This is a genomic window from Amycolatopsis sp. NPDC004747, from assembly GCF_053601335.1.
On record NZ_JBSGBQ010000005.1, the window covers coordinates 124,915 to 142,894 of the forward strand.

The window sequence follows — 17,980 nt, forward strand, 5'->3', positions numbered from 1 at the left end:
GATGGCCGGGGAGCCGTCCGAGCGCCGCCCCGACGCCGGGCCCCTGTCGTGGAGTGAAGTCGCGGATGCGGTCTGGCTCGCGGCGGTGCTCGGCGAGCCCGCGGCGCGGCCGGCCGACGAGCCGATCCCGGAGCCCGGCCCGTCCGAGCAGGCACAGCTACCGGAGCCGCGACCGGAGCCCGAGCCGGCTCCGGTCGCGGATCCGCCGGCTCCTTCGACCGGGGAGGCGGAGCCGGCCATCGGGCGTCGGCGCCGCCCGCTCGTCGGAGGGTTTGCGCGGGACGTCCTCGGCCGCGGCGAGCGGTCGGCCGGGAACGGGCGGCCCCCGGGATCGTCGGCGATGCCTGGTGGTCAGGACATCTTGCGAGCCCTCCGGCCGTTGAAGCAGCTGCGCCCCTCACCGCAGGAAGACGACGTCCAGCTGGACGAGGAACGGACCGCCGAACGTGCCGTCCAGGACGGTCTCTGGCTTCCGATGCTCAAACCCGCCAGGACGACCCGCGTCCTGGACCTGACGGTGGTGATCGACGCCGGTGCGTCGATGGGCCTGTGGCAGCCGGAAGTCCGGTCGTTCCTCAAGCTGGTGCAGCAGCTGGGAGCGTTCCGGACGGTCCGGATCCGGTACCTGGAAACGGAGTCCCGGGCAACCGACGGCTCACTGGCTCCGGTGCTGCGGGGCGGCACCCCGGACGCACCGCAGCACAGCGTGGCCGAGCTCCTGGACTGGTACGGCGACCGGCTCATGCTCGTCCTGACCGACGGGGTCGGCGAAGTGTGGCGGCGCGACCTGGTTTCGCCGCTGCTCGCGCAGTGGAGCGGACGCATGCCGGTCGCGCTGGTGCAGCTGCTGCCCCAGCACATGTGGAAGAAGGCCGGTATCCCGCTGCACCGGGCGTTGCTGACGTCACCCGGTCCGTTCCGGCCGAACGGCAGCTACGGGTTCGACCTGCCGGACGCCTGGATGACCATGGCGGATCCCGACAAGGCCGTCAGCGGCGCGGTTCCGGTTCCGGTCCTCGAGCTGGGCGGACGGTGGTTCAGCTGGTGGGTGCGGCTCATTTCGCAGTCGGTCACCGAGCCGGTGCCGGGCACGGTGCTGCTCGCGCGTGACCAGCCGATGCCCGAGACTGCGGACGACGAGGAGCCGGCCAGGCCGCCGACGGCCCAGGAGCGGGTCCGGCGGTTCCTCGGCGCCGCGACGCCGCCGGCGTTCCGGCTCGCGACCCTGCTGGCCGCGGTTCCGGTCAGCCTGCCGATCGCCCGGTTCGTCCGGGCCGAACTCGTGCCCGAAGCCGATTCGTCCCACCTCGCCGAAGTGTTCGTCAGCGGGCTCCTCGGTCCGCGGCCGAACCTCGCCGGCGACGACGCCGTCTTCGAATTCCCGGCCTCGATCCGCGAGGTCCTGCTCACGGCCGGACGGCGCTCGGAAACCGTGCAGGTCGTCCTCGCGACCGGAGAACGGTTCGGCGAGCAGTACCCCGTTCTGCTGCGGATCGCGGACGCGCTGGCCGACCCCGAACGGGCGGCCCTGCCCGAAGAGGGCGCGGACGTCGCTCTCGAGCGAGTGGTGATGCGCGCCCTCTCCGGGCCGTACGCCTGGCGCGCGGAACGGCTGCACGAGTGGGAGCGTGAACTCGCGCTCGCGGCGGCGGAGAGCGACACCGCAGGCGAGGCCGACGACGGCGTGGGGCCGCCGGCGACAGCCGAACCGGAGGTCGCGGACGAGCGGCTGGTCGAGGACGTCCGGGAAGAAGCGGCCACGTCCCTGCGCCGCGTCCGGCGGATCACCACCGACGCACCGGCGATCTGGGGCGCGGTCCCCGCGCGCAACCCGGAGTTCGTCGGCCGCCAGGACCTGCTCGACCGGCTGGGGGCGAGCCTGGATTCGGCCGGCAGCGTGATCTTGCACGGGCCCGGCGGCCTCGGCAAGACCCAGCTGGCGGTCGAGTACATCTACCGGCGGCTCCGCGACCACGATCTCGTGTGGTGGGTCAGCGCGACCCAGGAGAGCCAGATCCGGGCGTCCTTGATGGAGCTCGCCCGGCAGCTGCGGCTGCCGGGCGCGGACGAGACGGTCGCCGCGGTACCGGCCGTCCTCGCCGCGCTCCGCGCCGGCAAGCCGTTCCGTCGCTGGCTGATCGTCTTCGACGCGGCGGACGAACCCGAGTTCCTCCTGCCGTTCCTCCCGGTCGACGGGCCGGGGCGGATCCTGGTCACCGCACGCGACCCGGCCTCCGGCTCCTTCCCGGCGGAGCCGATCGAGGTCGACCGGTTCTCCCGCGCCGAGAGCATCGACCTCCTGCGGCGCCGGGATGGCACCGTCACGACCGCTGACGCCGAGGCACTGGCGGAGAAGCTCGGTGACCTGCCGATCGCGTTGGCCCAGGCCGCGGCTTGGCGAGTCGAGACCGGGATGCCGGTCGCCGAGTACACCCGGCTGCTGGACGAGAAGATGGCCGAGCTCGCTGCCATGTCTCCGCATCCGACAGCCCACGAGATTTCCGTGACGGCAGCCTGGAACGTCTCCTTCGACGGGCTTTCGACCCGAAGTCCGGCCGCACACCAGCTGCTCCAAGTGTGCGCGTTCTTCGCCGCCGAACCGATCTCCCGTAGCCTGTTCGCCGGGGTACGCGGAGTGTCGATCGCGCCGGAACTGGACACCGCGATGCGCGATCCCGTCCTGTTGGACCGGGCACTCCGGGAGATCAACCGGTGCCGCCTGGCCAAACTGGATCACCGCAGCGGCACCTTGCTCCTGCACCGGCTGGCGCAGCAGGCGTTGCGGGCCACGATGGCGGATGAGACCCGCACCCGGATGCGGCACGGCGCCCACCTGTTGCTCGGCAACGTCGATCCGAAGGATCCGGAGGCTGCTCGGCACTGGCCGCAGTACCAGATGGTGCTGCCCCACCTCCGGCACGCCCGGCTGATCGACTGCGACGATCCGTGGGTCCGTCAGTTGCTGCTCAACTTGGTCAAGTTCCTGTACTTCTCCGGTGATCACCTGGGCTCGGTCGCGCTGGCCGAGGAAATCGTGGCCACGTGGACAGCGCGATATGGCGCGGAAGACCCGCAAACGCTTGCGACCTCGGAGCAGCTCGGTTTCGTGTTGTGGGTGCTCGGCCGATATGAGGAGTCATCCGAGGTCAGCAGCCGGACGTTACGGCTCTACCGGCGGACTTTCGGCCCGGAATCGGAACAGGCGCTCGGCGCCGAAGTCCTGGTAGCGACCGGGCTGAAGGCCAACGGCGACTTCTTCGCCGCGCGCGACCTCAACCGGCAGACCTACGAGAAAGTCCGTTCGCTCTTCGGTGACGACGATCCAACCGCGCTCGAGGCGGCCCACGACCTCGTCGTCTCACTTCTGCTGGCCGGCGACTACGAGCAGGCTCGTTGGCTCAGCGAGGACACCTATGAGCGCCGGTCTGAGATCTTCGGGTACGACAACTGGAAGACCATCGGAACGCTGAACATCATGATCATCTGCCGACGGGAGCTCGGCGATTACTCATGGGCGCACATAGAACAGAAAAAGGCCGTGGAGCGGGTGCGCGGCCTGTTCGGCTCGGGCACCGACGGCGTCATCCGCCGCGACTACCATCTCTCGGTGGCCCAACGCAAAGATGGCTACCACGAGGCAGCGCTGACTCTGTCCGGCAGCGCTCTTGAGCGCTTCCAGCTCAAGTACAGGTCGAACCACCCCAACGCAATGGCCTGCGCGCTCGCCCATTCGATCGACTTGCGCAACGCCGGTGAACTGACACCGTCGTTGGAGCTGGGCGAACAGGCACTGGCGCTGTACCGGGGTAGCCTGGGCGACCGGCACCCGCACACGCTGGCTGCCGAAGCCGACATCGGCGTCACCATGCGGCTGCTCGGTGATCCGGCGAACGCGCTGGCCCGAGACGAGCGCGCGCTCTCCGGCCTCCGTGATCGGCTCGGCCCGGTCCACCCGCACGTCCTGGCGTGTTCGATCAACACCGCGAACGATTGGTTCGCGCTCGGCGACGTACAGCGATCTCTGCGGATGAACACCGACACGCTGGCGCGGTTGCGCCGAGCCCTGCCGGAGAACCACCCCACCACACTCGCGGCGCGGCTCAACCGAGCCCTGGACCTCGAGCGGCTCGGTCGTGTCCGTGAAGCGTTGAGCCAGCACCGGGACGTCCTTGTCGTGGCTGATCGGGTGCTTCGCCCCGGTCACCCCGCGATCACGGCGGCGGAGAACGCGGTTCGCGCCGAGTGCGACATCGACCCGATGCCGTTGTAGCCCGGGTCAGTGCCGCGCTTCGCCAATCCAAGCGGCCAATTCGCCGACCGCCGGCGCTTTCCCCGCGTCGCGCAGCGCCCGGTGGACCGCGCGGACCAGTTCCGGTACGCCGAGCAGGGCGCGCGTGGCCGGCCCGTCCGGCAACGAGAGGCCGAGGCCGATCAGTGCCTCGGCATGCTCGGGATCTCGGTCGAGCACAGACTGGTAGGCCTTGCGCGCCTCGTCGTCCAAGCCGGCGATCAGCCAGTGGTCGCCCTCGATCGCGCCCGGCACCTGGGACCACACCTGCGACAACTTGCGTTCGCCGTCCGGGCGAAGCCGGACCCGGATCAGATCGGGACGGGCGTTCGCCCATTCTCCGTCCGAAAGGGTGTCGAGACGGCCACTTGGCGCCGCCTGGGGGCAGGGCTCGCCGTGCAGCCAGGCCCGAGCGAGGTCCGCGATTACTTCAGGCTCGGGGCGGATGTGACGGAGCCGCCAACCGGCGTAGTGGTCCGCGGCCAGCCTCTCCGCCCAATGCACTGCTTCGGAAGCGCACGGTTCGGTTTGCCAAGGCCCGAAGACGGTGGCGAGTTCGTTGAGGAACCGCCGTCCTGAGTCGGTCAGCGCAGCGTCGTCCCGGATGGATTCGAGAGTTTGCCACGTCTGGGCGCGCCAGTGGGCGAACTCGAAGGCGGCCAACCGATCTTCCGGATGTGCTCGTGCCAAGGCCCGCCAGAAGGCCGAAACGCCGAAGAACGCGTAGATCCCGTGCACCAGACCGCCGAACGGCCGCGGGTCTTCCCGCCAGGGGGCGTAGAGCCGTTCGGTGCGGTCGTCGTCGTGCAGGCGGGCGAGCTGCAGCAGGCCGCCCAGCCGGATGTGCTGGAATTCGTGCACCAGAGCCGCGGCGAGAGTGGCGGGTTCTTCTGCCTCGGGCCCGGCGATGACCGCGCTTCCGAAGGCTTCGCCGGTCGACGCGCTGGGGAGCCGGAACGGAACGGCCGGGTTCGGCACGATCGACGTCAGGCCCGCGGGCAGGATCTCCGCGTACTCGGGCAGGTGCTCGACGATCAGCCGCCATGCCTCGTCGAGCAGATCTCGCCAGGTCGACGCTTCGGCATCTGTCAGCCGGTCCGGCGGAATCGGGTGGTAGAGACCGCGGTGCGGGTCCAGGTCGTCGAGCCGCAGCGCCAGAACCCGGCCGCCGGCCTCGAAGCGGAAGTCCCGGAGAGGACTCCAGGCTGCCGTTCCCGGCGTGGCCTGCGAGCGTTCGCCGTGGATCGTGAAGTCCCCGGCTGCCCCGCGCACTTCGGCGGTCGTGAACCCGCCACCTTCGGCCAACCGGGCGGCACCCAGCGTCGGCAGCACGACGACGTCGTCCCAGACCGGCACCAGGATGGTGAAAGTCAGACCCGCGTGGATCGCCGCAGCCGCGGCCAGGGTGTGGAGGTAGCCGTAGTGGACCCAGAGCGGGCATTCACCGGTCAGCCCCTGTTCGATCAAGCGGGTGGTGTACCCCGCCCAGCTTCCCATGTACGGGTGGGCGATCACCCGCTCCAGCGCGTCTGGCTGAGCCTCTTCGGCTTGGACCAGCAGATTCCAGACTGTTTCGACGGGGGCGAGCGGTCCTGTCACACTTTCGTCCGAGGCTGCGAGGTTGACGAGACCGGAGAGCAGAAGCAACCGGCGACTGCGATCAGCGCTGCGTAGCACGCTCCCGGCGCTCATCCCACCGGCACCAACGGCCAGTTTGTCGAAGGCATCCCAGGAAACCGAGTGTGGGTCCGGAGTGGACGTCACCTGATTTTTCGCGTGCACCATGAACTCTCCGGAGCGTTTCAGTCGACGCGCTTGGCGCCTTGGCTGCCGCTCGCGGTCACCGGTATGTAAGCGGTCCGGTCCGCAGCGTGACGAATCGAACGGCGAAACGCCACGGAGTCGAGTTTTGGCAGTTGGGACAGTGAGTACGCACTCAGATCGGGGATATTGGATTGGATCCCCGGTTGTCCGTTAATATCCGGCGACCGCATACCGATATGCCTCTTCCGCAACATAGAAACGACTGGTAAGTCGACCACAATTTAGCAGGCCTGTGTAGCCCCATTCGGGTGCCCCCAGTGTTACTGAGCGCTATGTCGGAATTACGAGAAAGAGTTATCGACTTATCGCCACGATCGTCGTCATCTGTACTGGGCTGAAGCGCCGATCAGGCAATGCCGAGGACTGTGTGCAGCAACGTTGTCAGCTCGGCCCCGAACTGGGGTCTCGACGCCACTCGGCGGGTTCTCGCCAGGTCGTTGGCGATGGTCAACGCCGCGTGGACCGTGATCTTTGCTTCGCGCGGAGGCAGTGAAGGCCGCGTCGCTGACAGCAGCGTCACCCACTGGGCCACGTAGTCCCGCTGGACCCGGAGCAGGTCCACTTTGTCCCGATCCGGCATCGTCACCCGGTCCGCCGAGAACGACACCAGCAGCTCCGGCGTGTGCAAGATCGTGTGCACATACGACGCCGCCAGGCGGCGTAGGGCTGAACGCTCGTCCGGTGCCTGGAGGGCCTGCTCGGCTGCCAACGCCAGCCTGTCCGCCGCCCGGTGGCCGATTGCCACCATCAGCGCTGCCTTGCTGGGGAAGTGCCGGTAGACGCTGGGGCCGGCTATGCCCGCCGCCGCTCCGATGTCCTCCATGCTCACGTCGTGGAAGCCTCGCTGGGCGAACAACGCCGTCGCCTCCGCCAGGACCTGCTCTCGGCGGGATGGGGTGCCGAGCCGTAATGCGGGGGCTTCGGGGGTCGGCGAAGGTGAAGGCAGTGTGGCGTTCAGCACACCGAGTGCCAGTTCGACCAGTAACTGAGCGAAGCGGCGGCGCGCCACCGACGTGTGGTGGACCGAAACACTGCCGAACACCGACAGCGCCGCCCAGCAGAGGAGCTCGGCGTCCTCGGCCGGCAGTTCCGGGCGGCGGGTCTGCAGCGCCTTCGCCCACGTCGCCAGGGCCAGTGCCGAGCGGCGGGCGATCTCGCGCTGGTCCTCCTTCGGCAGATGCCGCCCCTCCCAGCGCCACAACGCCGCGATCTCGCGTCGCTCGACCGCCTGGGTCGCGAGGCGGCTCAACAACGATTCCAGCTGGTCAGCCGGGGGAACCGAGTCCGACAGGGCCTCCGCTGTCGCCGCCTCCATGTCCTCGAAGCCGCTCAGGACCACGTACGCCAGGATCGCCTGCTTGTCTGCGAAGTGCCGGTACAACGCCGGGCCCGTGACGCCCGCCGCGTCCGCTATGTCCTTGATGCCGACTCCGGGGAAGCCGCGGGCGCGGAACAGCTCCGCCGCCACCGCGGCCAGCTGGGCCTTGCGGTCGCGGGGGCGCGCCCTACGCAGAGAGTCGGTCATGGTGAGTGAACGATAGCGGCTGAAGGCACACCTGCAACCCATTGACACCATGGGGTTATCCGGCGATATGTTAATGGGCATTAGCCCTACTGGCCGGTACACTCGGTCACGGTACGACGACGTCCGAAACGCTCGCGAGGAGTTGTTCAGTGAGTAGCGAGGCCTACATCTACGAGGCGATCCGCACGCCTCGCGGCAAGAACAAGGGCGGTGCCCTGCACGGCACCAAGCCGGTCGACCTGGTGGTCGGCCTGATCAACGAACTGAAGGTCCGCCATCCGAACCTCGACCCGCAGGCGATCGACGACATCGTCCTCGGCGTCGTCTCGCCCGTCGGGGAGCAGGGCGCCGTCATCGCGCGCACCGCCGCGCTGAACGCCGGCCTGCCCGAGACCGTTGCCGGTGTGCAGCTCAACCGCTTCTGCGCCTCCGGCCTCGAGGCCACCAACACCGCCGCGCAGAAGGTGCGCTCCGGCTGGGACAACCTGATCATCGCCGGTGGTGTCGAGTCGATGTCGCGCGTGCCGATGGGCTCCGACGGCGGCGCGCTGTTCATGGACCCCGCCACCGCCTACGACAACTACATCGTCCCGCAGGGCACCGGCGCCGACCTGATCGCCACGATCGAGGGCTTCTCCCGCGAGGACGTCGACCGCTGGGCCGTCCGCTCGCAGGACCGCGCCGAGGCCGCCTGGTCCGGCGGCTACTTCGCCAAGTCCGTCGTGCCGGTCAAGGACATCAACGGCGTCACGGTCCTCGACCACGACGAGCACCGCCGTCCCGGCTCCACCGTCGAGGGCCTCGGCAAGCTCAAGCCCGCCTTCGCCGGCATCGGCGAGCTGGGCGGCTTCGACGCCGTCGCGCTGCAGAAGTACCACTCGGTCGAGAAGATCAACCACGTCCACACCGGCGGCAACTCCTCCGGCATCGTCGACGGCGCCGCGCTGGTGCTCGTCGGCTCCGAGCAGGTCGGCAAGACCTTCGGGCTGACCCCGCGCGCCCGGATCGTGGCCACCGCGTCGATCGGCTCCGAGCCGACGATCATGCTCACCGGCCCCACGCCGGCCACCCAGAAGGTGCTGAAGGCCGCGGGCCTCAAGCCCGAGGACATCGACCTGTGGGAGCTCAACGAGGCCTTCGCCTCCGTCGTGCTCAAGTGGATCAAGGACCTGCACCTCGACGAGGACAAGGTCAACGTCAACGGCGGCGCGATCGCCATGGGCCACCCGCTCGGCGCCACCGGCGCGATGTTGGTCGGCACCGTGGTCGACGAGCTGGAACGCCGCCAGGCGCGCCGCGCCCTGGTGACCCTGTGCATCGGCGGCGGCATGGGCGTCGCGACCATCATCGAGCGGGTGTGAGGACACTAATGGCCGAGAGCAAGACCATCCGCTGGGAGCAGGACTCCGACGGCATCGTCACCCTGACCCTGGACGACCCCAACCAGTCGGCGAACACGATGAACGCCGACTTCCGCGAGTCGCTCGGCGTCACGGTCGACCGCCTGGAGGCCGAGAAGGACTCCATCACCGGCGTCGTCATCACGTCCGCGAAGAAGACGTTCTTCGCCGGCGGCGACCTGAACGACCTCATCCAGGCCAAGCCCGAGCACGCGGTCGAGCTGACCGAGGGCAGCAGCCTGATGAAGGGGCAGATGCGCCGCATCGAGCAGCTCGGCAAGCCGGTCGTCGCGGCGATCAACGGCGCCGCGCTCGGCGGTGGCCTGGAGATCGCGCTGGCGACGCACCACCGCATCGCCGCCGACGTCAAGGGCAGCCAGATCGGCCTGCCCGAGGTGACGCTGGGCCTGCTGCCCGGCGGCGGTGGCGTCGTCCGCACCGTCCGCCTGCTCGGCATCCAGAGCGCGCTGCTGAACGTCCTGCTCCAGGGCCAGCGGCACCGTCCCGCCAAGGCGCTCGAGCTCGGGCTGGTGCACGAGCTCGTCGGCACGGTCGAGGAGCTCGTCCCCGCCGCGAAGGCGTGGATCAAGGCGAACCCCGAGGGCGGCGTCCAGCCGTGGGACGTCAAGGGCTACAAGATCCCCGGCGGCACCCCGTCGAACCCGAGCTTCGCGGCCAACCTGCCGGCGTTCCCGGCGAACCTGCGCAAGCAGATCAAGGGCGCGAACATGCCGGCGCCGCGGGCGATCCTGGCCGCCGCGATCGAGGGCGCGCAGGTCGACTTCGACACCGCGATCCAGATCGAGACGCGCTACTTCATCCACCTCGCCACCGGCCAGGTCTCGAAGAACATGACGAAGGCGTTCTTCTTCGACCTGCAGACGATCAACTCGGGCGGCTCGCGGCCGGACGGCTTCGAGAAGTACACCGCCAAGAAGGTCGGTGTCATCGGCGCGGGCATGATGGGCGCCGCGATCGCGTACGTGTCGGCGAAGGCCGGCATCGACGTCGTCCTGAAGGACGTCTCGCTGGAGGCGGCCGAGAAGGGCAAGGGCTACGCGGAGAAGCTCGAGCAGAAGGCCCTCTCGCGCGGCAAGACCACGCAGGAGAAGTCGGACGCGCTGCTGGCGAAGATCAAGCCGACCGCCGACCCGGCCGACTTCGCGGGCGTCGACTTCGTCATCGAGGCCGTGTTCGAGAGCGTCGAGCTGAAGCACAAGGTGTTCGGCGAGATCGAGAGCGTCGTCAACGCCGACGCGGTGCTGGGCTCCAACACCTCGACGCTGCCGATCACCACCCTCGCCGAGGGCGTGCAGCGGACCGAGGACTTCATCGGGATCCACTTCTTCTCGCCGGTGGACAAGATGCCGCTGGTCGAGATCATCTGCGGCGAGAAGACGTCGCCGGCGACGCTGGCGAAGGTCTTTGACTACACGCTGCAGATCAAGAAGACCCCGATCGTCGTCAACGACAGCCGCGGCTTCTTCACCTCGCGCGTGATCGGCACGTTCATCAACGAGGCCGTCGCCGCGCTGGGCGAGGGCGTCGAGCCGGCGTCGATCGAGCAGGCCGGTTCGCAGGCGGGCTACCCGGCGCCGCCGCTGCAGCTGATGGACGAGCTGACGCTGACCCTGCCGCGCAAGATCCGCAAGGAGACGCGCGAAGCGGTCGAGGCCGCGGGCGGGACGTGGAAGGCACACGCGTCGGAGGCCGTGATCGACCGGATGGTCGAGGAGTTCGACCGCAAGGGCCGTTCGACGGGTGCGGGCTTCTACGAGTACGACGCGGAGGGCAAGCGCGTCGGGTTGTGGCCGGGCCTGCGTGACGCGTTCAAGTCCGGCTCGGCGGAGGTGCCGTTCGAGGACCTCAAGGAGCGGATGCTCTTCGCCGAGGCGCTCGAGACGGTGAAGTGCTTCGACGAGGGCGTGCTGACGTCGGTGGCCGACGCCAACATCGGCTCGATCTTCGGCATCGGCTTCCCGGCGTGGACCGGCGGTGTCATCCAGTACATCAACCAGTACGAGGGTGGCCTGCAGGGCTTCGTCGACCGGGCTCGCGAGCTGGCCGCCCGGTACGGCGACCACTTCGAGCCGCCGGCTTCGCTGGTCGAGAAGGCCGCGAAGGGCGAGATCTACGAATAACGGCTGACGTTCGAAGGCCGCCACCGGATTCCGGTGGCGGCCTTCGGCGTTTCACGGCTCCAGCGCGAAGTGCGGCAACCGCCGGTCCAGCCACCGCGGCAGCCACCAAGCGCGGGCCCCGAGCAGCCGCATGATCGCCGGAACCAGCAGGCAGCGGATCACCAGTGCGTCCAGCAGCACCGCGACCGCCAGGCCCAGCCCGAACTGGGCCAGCATCCGCGACGGGTCCAGCAGGAATGCTCCGAACACCAGCACCATGATCGCGCCCGCCGCGGTGATCACCGCGCCCGTCGAGGCCAGGCCTTCGCGCACCGCCAAGCGGGCGTTGCCCGTCCGGCGCCACTCCTCGTGCATGCGGGACACCAGGAAGACCTCATAGTCCATCGACAGCCCGAAGACGATCGCGAAGATCATCACCGGGACGAACGCCTCGATCGGGCCCGGCTGGGCGCCGAACCAGCCGTCGCCGAACACCAGGGTCATCGCGCCCAGAGCTGCTCCGATGCTCAGCAGGTTCAGCAGTGCCGCCTTGAGCGGGATCAGCACCGAGCGGAACACCACCATCAGCAGCAACGCCGACAACCCGACCACGACCAGCACGAACAGCGGCAGCCGGTCCGCGACGGCGGCCGCGAAGTCCGTTGCGGCCGCCACCGAGCCGCCGACCAGGTAGTGGCCCGGCAGGGTCGGGAGGACGTCGGTGCGCAGCCGCGTCACCAGCTCGGCGGTCGCCTCGTCCTGGGGTGACGTCGTCGGGAAGGCCAGAACCGTCCGGCCCATCGGCGGCAGGACCTGGGCGATGCCGGGAGTGGTCGCCAATTTCCGCTGCAGCGCAACGGTGTCGCCGTCTTCGGTGACGATCGCGAGCGGGCCGGTGAAGCCCGGGCCGAAGCCCTCGGCCAGCAGGTCGTAGGCCTTCCGCGTGGTCGAACCGGCTGGGTCGGTGCTCGCGTCGGCGAACCCGAGCCGCATTCCGGCGGCCGGAATGGACAGTCCGATGAGGACGATCAGGCCGATCGCCAGCGGGGCCAGGGGACGACGTTGGACGCCGTCGGCGAGCCGTCGCCACGCCTTGCCGGGTTCCCGGCGGAGAGCCTGACGGCGGATGCCGCGTTCAAGCCGCCTGCCGAACAGCGACAGCAACGCGGGCAGCAGCGTGACGGACGCCAGCATCGTCATCAGGACGGTGAGCGCGACGGACAGCGCGACCCCGCGCAGCCCGCCGAGGCCGAGCGCGAGCAGGCCGAGCAGCGCGATGATCACGGTCGTCCCGGCGAACAGCACCGAACGGCCCGCCGTGTCCAGGGCCCGCCGGGCGGCCGCGTCGCGGTCGTGGCCGGCCAGGATTTCCGTGCGGTAGCGGGAGAAGATCAGCAGTGCGTAGTCGACGCCGACGCCGAACCCGACCAGCATCATCAGCGGCGAGGTGTAGCTCGCGATGTCGACGAAGTGCGAGACGACCGTGATCACGCCCAGTGTGCTGCCGACCGCGAACACCGCGGTGAGCACCGGCAACCCGGCGGCGAGCAGCGAACGGAACAGGAAGACGAGGATGACCAGCGCGGCGAGCAGCCCGACGCCTTCCGCGGGACCACCGCCTCCGGAGATCCGCTCGATCGGGTCCCCGGCGAGCGCGACTTCCACTGGGCCGGTCCGCTTCGCGGTGTCGGCGAACTTCACGATGTCGTCGTAGGGGAGGTCGGTCGACGCCGCGTCGAAGGTCACGGTGGCGTAGCCGATCCGCCCGTCGGGCGAGAGCGTCGGCTCGGTCACCGACCGCACGTGCGGCAGGGACCGGACTTCGCCCAGCATGGTGTCGACCGGCGCGCGGTTCGCGGCGAGCCCGCCGTCGGCCTTCAGCACGATCTGCGCGCTCGCGCCGGACTGCGCGGACGACTCGAGCAGGTCCACGACCTGCTGGGATTCGGTGCCGGGCAACGAGTTGTCGTCGTGGAACGCGCTGCCGGCCAGCTGCGAGGTGAACGTGACGCCGACGAGGACCAGCGTCCAGAGCGCGACGGCGAGCCACCGGTGGCGCTGCGCCCAGCCGGCCAGCCGGGCCAGGCCGCCGCCGGCGGTACGGGTGATGGTGTCCATGGTGGACAAGGATTCGCGAGAAGGGCCCTACCCCGCGTCGCGCCGCGGAGGACACTTCGTGTGCTCCCAGCGGTGTCCCTTAAGGCTCGTCCCGTACACCCGGGGGAGTACGGGTCAGGGCGCCAGCCACCTCGGCGTCACCGCGCCGGACTCGTAGGCGAGGACGACCAGCTGCGCCCGGTCGTGCGTGCCGGTCTTGGTCATGATGCGGCTGACGTGCGTCTTCGCCGTCGCCGGGCTGAGCGTGAGCTCGCGCGCGATCTCGTCGTTCGACAGCCCGGCCGCGACCAGGGTCAGCACCTCGCGTTCGCGCTCGGTGAGCCGCTCCAGGGCCGGCGACGGCGCCGGGCGGGTGCCGCGCGCGGCGAACTCCGCGATCAGCCGCCGGGTGATCGACGGCGCCAGCAGCGCGTCGCCGCGGGCGGCCACGCGCACGGCGTGGATCAGCTCCTCGGGTTCGGTGTCCTTGACCAGGAACCCGCTCGCGCCCGCCCGCAGCGCGCCGTAGACGTCCTCGTCGAGGTCGAACGTCGTGAGGATGACGACCTTCGTCCGCACCCCCGGGTCTTCGAGGAGGTGCCGGGTGGCGGCGAGGCCGTCGAGCACCGGCATCCGGATGTCCATCAGCACGACGTCGGGGTGGTGGTCGTGCGCGGCCTGCAGCGCCTCGCGCCCGTCGGCGGCCTCGGCCACGACGGTGATGTCGTCCTCGCCGTCCAAAATGGACCGAAAGCCGGCGCGGACGAGCCGCTGGTCGTCGACGAGCAGGACCCGGATCATCGGCCCATCATCGCACCGGCAGCCGGGCTCGCACCCGGTAACCGCCGCCTTCGCGCGGCGCCGCGGTCAGCTCGCCGCCGAGCGCCCGCGCGCGCTCGGCCATCCCGCGGATGCCGTTGCCCGCGGGCGCCGCGCCACCGCGGCCGTCGTCGTCGACGGCCACGGTCAGCTCGTCGGCGCCGTAGCCGAGCCGGACGACGACGGTCTTCGCCCCGGCGTGCTTGGCGACGTTCGTCAGCGCCTCCTGGACCACCCGGAACGCCGCGAGCTCGACGTCCGGCGGCAGGTCGCGGGCGACGCCGTCGATCTCGGTGCGCACGGTCAGCCCGGAGGCGCCGACGGACTCGGCCAGCTCGGCGACCCGCTGGAGACTCGGTGTGCCGGCCTGGCGGAGCATGCCGAGCGTCGCGCGCAACTCCTGGAGTGCGGTCTTGCTGGCCTCCTTGATCGCCCCGAGCGCTTCCTCGGCCTGGCCGGGGTCACGCCGGTGCAGGGCGGCGCCGGCCTGGACGTTGATCAGCGCGAGGTGGTGGCCGAGGACGTCGTGCAGCTCGCGGGCGATGCGCAGGCGTTCGTCGGTCGCGCGCGCCCGGGCCTCGGCCTCCTTCGTGCGCTCGGCCTCGGCGCGGTAGTGCGCGACGGCCCCGCCGGCGACCAGGGCGACGAACCAGCCGGTCATCAGGAAGAACGCGAAGTTGTCGACGTGCCGCCCGGTCCGCGAGCCGATCTCGCCTGCCGTGACCCCGGCCATCGCGGCGACGACGAGCAGCGCGGCCCCGCGGATCCGCCCGGCCGCGGCGGCGTTGTAGAGGGCGTAGGCGAAGGCCAGGAGGACGAGGCCGTCGGGGTCGGTCAGGGGGTAGTAGAGCGCGCAGCAGACGAGCGTGAGCGCGGCGACGCCCAGCGGGTACCGGCGCCGGAAGAAGAGGGCGGCACAGGCGAGGCCGGTGAGCGCCCAGCCGATCGCGGCGTGGTGCGCGGGCTTGGCACCGTCGTTGAGGACGGCGAAGAGCGAGCCGACGACGACCGTGACGACGACCGCCAGTTCGGCCGCGTACCGCCGTAACCAGGACATATGGAGAGTTTAGGAGAACCGGCGTAACAACCGGGCGCGTTCGGTCGACTCCTGCGGCATTGCTTCGTGCGGCTAAGGGAGTCGGCATGCGGATGAAGCTCGGTGCAGTGCTGGTCGCGGGTGTGCTGGTCGCGGGGTGCGGGGTCGGTTCCGTGCCGCCCACGCCGCCCAAGGACGCCGGGAACCTCGGGGTCGTCGCCCCGACCACTTCGGCGTATTCGACCCCGACGTACTCGGCGCCGACCGAGACGCCGGTTCCGGTCCCGACGACGTCCGAGGCCCCGGCGGTCACCACGACCGCGGCGGCTCCGAAGACGACCGCTCCGAAGGCGACCACGCCGCGGACCACCGCGCAGGCCGCGCCGAAGCCGGCCGAGTGCGGCGCCGACTACTACCGGAACTCCGACGGCAACTGCGTCCACCGGCCCAGCGACAACCCGGACGGCGCGACGGCCCTCTGCAAGGACGGCACCTACAGCTACAGCCAGCACCGCTCGGGCACGTGTTCCGGCCACGGAGGCGTCCGCACCTGGCTGTGACGAAACCGCCACTCGGACGGAAATCCGTCACCCCGTGGGTACAGTGCATGAAGTTGCATGATGCGTACTAAGTACACACTGGGGGTGTGGTGGTGTCCCGTTCGGCGTCGTCTCCTCGCGCGATCGTCGTGGTGCTCGCCTCGTGCGGGCTCGTCGCGTCGTTCATGCAGACGCTGGTCGTGCCGCTGATCCCGGTCTTCCCGCGGCTGCTGCACGTCCCGGCGGCCGACGCCTCCTGGGTGGTCACCGTGACGCTGCTGGCCGCGTCCGTCATCACGCCGGTCAGCGGGCGGCTCGGCGACCTCTACGGCAAACGGCGGATGATCCTGGTCAGCCTCGGGCTGCTCATCGCCGGCTCGGTCGTCTCCGCGACGACCAGCGCGCTCGCGTTCCAGATCCTCGGCCGCGGGCTGCAGGGCTGCGCGATGGGCGTCATCCCGCTCGGCATCAGCATCATGCGCGACGAACTGCCGCCCGAACGCGTCGGCGGCGCGATCTCGCTGATGAGCGCGACGCTCGGGGTCGGCGGGGCCATCGGGCTGCCGGTCGCGGCCCTGGTGGCCGAGAACGCCGACTGGCACGTGCTCTTCTGGACCGCCGCCGGGCTCGGGCTGGCCTGCGCGCTGCTCATCGTCACGGTGGTGCCCGAGTCGTCGCTGCGGACGCCCGCGCCGTTCGACTACTTCGGCGCGTTGGGCCTGGCCGCCGGGCTGCTCTGCCTGCTGCTGCCGGTGGTCAAGGGCGGCACCTGGGGCTGGACCAGCGCGCCGACGCTCGGGCTGGCCGCGGCCGCCGTCGTCGTCCTGCTCGCCTGGGGCACCTACCAGCTGCGCCGCCGTGACCCGCTGGTCGACCTGCGGGTGTCCGCGCGCCGGCCGGTGCTGTTCACGAACCTCGCGTCGATCATGGTCGGCTTCGCGTTGTACGCGATGGCGTTGTCGTTCCCGCAGCTGCTGCAGGCACCGGCGTCGACCGGCTACGGGCTGGGCCAGACGATGGTCGAGTCGGGCCTCACGCTGGCCCCGAACGGCCTGGTGATGATGCTGCTCTCGCCGGTTTCGGCGCGGCTCATCGCCCGGTTCGGGCCGCGCCCGACGCTGATGAGCGGTTCGCTGGTGATCGCCGCCGGGTACGCGTTCGCGATCGTGCTGATGGACAACGCGTTCGAGCTGATCACGGCGTCGGTGATCATCGGGGCCGGCGTCGGCATCGCGTACGCGGCGATGCCCGCGCTGATCATGGGTTCGGTACCGGTCACCGAAACGGCGTCGGCGAATGGCCTGAACTCCCTGATGCGCTCGGTCGGCACGGCCGTCTCCAGCGCGGTGATGGCGGCGATGCTGGCCCAGCTGACGATCACCGTCGGCGGGCTGCCGGTGCCGTCGCTGTCCGGCTTCCGCGCGACGTTCGCGGTGGCCGCGTTCGCCGCGCTGGCGGGCGCGGTGCTCGCGGCGCTGGTCCCGCGGAAGCGGACCGCGCCGGAGCTGGTCGCCGTCTAGTTCTTGCGTGCCACCAGTGCGAGGCCGCCGCACTCGGCGGGGTTCGGTGGCATCTCCGCGGGGTCGTCCGGCCGCCATTCGGGAATGAACACGATGCCCGGGTCGACGATCTCGAAGCCGTCCACCAAGGCCTGGAGCTCGTCGGCCGAGCGTGGCGTCACCGGGTTCGCACTCTTCTGGTACATCGCGACGGCGCGCGCGGTGTCGGCGCTCTGCTGCTCGTAGGTGGCCGAGGACAGGGCGAGGTAGCTGCCCGGCGCGAGCGCGTCGCGGTAGGCGGCGATCAGCCGGGCCGGGTCGCGCTCGTCCGGGATGAAGTGCACGAACAGCGCCATCACCACCATCACCGGCTGGTCGAGGTCCAGCATCATCTCGGTGATGTCGTGCTCGAGGACGTCGTCGGGGAACTCGGCGTCGGCGTGCACCATGGCCGCGTTCTCGTTGTCCTCCAGGACGATCTCGCTGTGCGCCACGGCGACCGGCTCGTTGTCGACGTAGACCACCCGCGCGCTGGGGTCGACGGCCTGGGCGACCTCGTGCACGTGCCCGACGGTCGGCATCCCGGAGCCGATGTCGAGGAACTGCCGGATGCCCTGGTCCATCCCGAACCGGATGGCCCGGCGCAGCCACTGCCGGTTGAGCCGCGCCCGCTCGCGCGCGTTCGGCTGCGCGGCCAGCACCTGCTCGGCGAACATCCGGTCGACGGCGTAGTTGAGCTGCCCGCCGAGGATGTAGTCGTACACGCGCGCGGCGTTGGGCTTGTCGAGGTCGATGCCCCGCCGCGCGTACTCGTCTTCGCTCATCCGCCGCTC

Annotated in this window: 11 protein-coding genes; 5 read left to right on the plus strand and 6 right to left on the minus strand. The window is 70.3% G+C overall.

The features are described from left to right. Nucleotide 1: 1 nt before the first annotated feature. Nucleotides 2–4,270, plus strand: coding sequence for an FxSxx-COOH system tetratricopeptide repeat protein (gene fxsT / locus ACWEGE_RS09420; protein WP_449659971.1), 4,269 nt, complete (start codon nt 2–4; stop codon nt 4,268–4,270). 6 nt (nt 4,271–4,276) lie between these two features. Here the strand turns inward: fxsT and ACWEGE_RS09425 are convergent, their stop codons facing one another. After that, nucleotides 4,277–6,073 carry an aKG-HExxH-type peptide beta-hydroxylase gene (locus ACWEGE_RS09425; protein ID WP_449659972.1) on the minus strand — a complete coding sequence of 599 codons (1,797 nt, stop codon included), beginning with the start codon at nt 6,071–6,073 and terminating at the stop codon, nt 4,277–4,279. Between the two features lie 385 nt (nt 6,074–6,458). Next, nucleotides 6,459–7,637, minus strand: a complete 1,179-nt coding sequence (locus ACWEGE_RS09430) for a TetR/AcrR family transcriptional regulator (protein ID WP_449659973.1) — start codon at nt 7,635–7,637, stop codon at nt 6,459–6,461. 149 nt (nt 7,638–7,786) lie between these two features. On the opposite strand from ACWEGE_RS09430, the gene ACWEGE_RS09435 reads away from it, so the two are divergent. Together ACWEGE_RS09435 and ACWEGE_RS09440 are read left to right on the plus strand one after the other, a co-directional pair. Then, nucleotides 7,787–8,998, plus strand: a complete 1,212-nt coding sequence (locus ACWEGE_RS09435; RefSeq protein ID WP_449659974.1) for an acetyl-CoA C-acetyltransferase — start codon at nt 7,787–7,789, stop codon at nt 8,996–8,998. An 8-nt stretch (nt 8,999–9,006) separates the two neighbouring features. Next, nucleotides 9,007–11,178, plus strand: a complete 2,172-nt coding sequence (locus ACWEGE_RS09440) for a 3-hydroxyacyl-CoA dehydrogenase NAD-binding domain-containing protein (protein ID WP_449659975.1) — start codon at nt 9,007–9,009, stop codon at nt 11,176–11,178. 51 nt (nt 11,179–11,229) lie between these two features. Here ACWEGE_RS09440 and ACWEGE_RS09445 read toward each other — a convergent pair whose 3' ends face one another. The 3 genes from ACWEGE_RS09445 to ACWEGE_RS09455 form a co-directional block, all read right to left on the minus strand. Continuing rightward, nucleotides 11,230–13,275: an MMPL family transporter gene (locus tag ACWEGE_RS09445; RefSeq protein WP_449659976.1), complete on the minus strand. Its 2,046-nt coding sequence runs from the start codon at nt 13,273–13,275 to the stop codon at nt 11,230–11,232. A gap of 114 nt (nt 13,276–13,389) precedes the next feature. Then, nucleotides 13,390–14,055, minus strand: a complete 666-nt coding sequence (locus tag ACWEGE_RS09450; protein WP_449659977.1) for a response regulator — start codon at nt 14,053–14,055, stop codon at nt 13,390–13,392. A gap of 7 nt (nt 14,056–14,062) precedes the next feature. After that, on the minus strand, nt 14,063–15,130 hold the full coding sequence (locus tag ACWEGE_RS09455; RefSeq protein ID WP_449659978.1) for a sensor histidine kinase: 1,068 nt from the start codon (nt 15,128–15,130) through the stop codon (nt 14,063–14,065). An 86-nt stretch (nt 15,131–15,216) separates the two neighbouring features. Here ACWEGE_RS09455 and ACWEGE_RS09460 point away from each other — a divergent pair, with 86 nt between their 5' ends. Both ACWEGE_RS09460 and ACWEGE_RS09465 read left to right on the plus strand, forming a co-directional pair. Further along, nucleotides 15,217–15,669, plus strand: coding sequence for a DUF3761 domain-containing protein (locus tag ACWEGE_RS09460; protein ID WP_449659979.1), 453 nt, complete (start codon nt 15,217–15,219; stop codon nt 15,667–15,669). An 86-nt stretch (nt 15,670–15,755) separates the two neighbouring features. Beyond that, a complete protein-coding gene (locus tag ACWEGE_RS09465; protein WP_449659980.1) occupies nt 15,756–17,168 on the plus strand; it encodes an MFS transporter in 1,413 nt (470 codons plus the stop codon). On the opposite strand, the gene ACWEGE_RS09470 is transcribed toward ACWEGE_RS09465, so the two are convergent. Continuing rightward, on the minus strand, nt 17,165–17,971 hold the full coding sequence (locus ACWEGE_RS09470; protein ID WP_449659981.1) for an SAM-dependent methyltransferase: 807 nt from the start codon (nt 17,969–17,971) through the stop codon (nt 17,165–17,167). The two genes, ACWEGE_RS09465 and ACWEGE_RS09470, sit on opposite strands and share 4 nt — an antisense overlap. Nucleotides 17,972–17,980: the final 9 nt, after the last annotated feature.

Coding starts and splice junctions, on each gene's coding strand:
- ACWEGE_RS09430 (WP_449659973.1), bottom strand. CDS start 7,637: ATGACCGACTCTCTGCGTAGGGCGCGCCCCCGCGACCGCAAGGCCCAG.
- ACWEGE_RS09445 (WP_449659976.1), bottom strand. CDS start 13,275: ATGGACACCATCACCCGTACCGCCGGCGGCGGCCTGGCCCGGCTGGCC.
- ACWEGE_RS09460 (WP_449659979.1), top strand. CDS start 15,217: ATGCGGATGAAGCTCGGTGCAGTGCTGGTCGCGGGTGTGCTGGTCGCG.
- ACWEGE_RS09455 (WP_449659978.1), bottom strand. CDS start 15,130: ATGTCCTGGTTACGGCGGTACGCGGCCGAACTGGCGGTCGTCGTCACG.
- ACWEGE_RS09470 (WP_449659981.1), bottom strand. CDS start 17,971: ATGAGCGAAGACGAGTACGCGCGGCGGGGCATCGACCTCGACAAGCCC.
- ACWEGE_RS09425 (WP_449659972.1), bottom strand. CDS start 6,073: ATGGTGCACGCGAAAAATCAGGTGACGTCCACTCCGGACCCACACTCG.
- ACWEGE_RS09450 (WP_449659977.1), bottom strand. CDS start 14,055: ATGATCCGGGTCCTGCTCGTCGACGACCAGCGGCTCGTCCGCGCCGGC.
- fxsT (WP_449659971.1), top strand. CDS start 2: ATGGCCGGGGAGCCGTCCGAGCGCCGCCCCGACGCCGGGCCCCTGTCG.
- ACWEGE_RS09440 (WP_449659975.1), top strand. CDS start 9,007: ATGGCCGAGAGCAAGACCATCCGCTGGGAGCAGGACTCCGACGGCATC.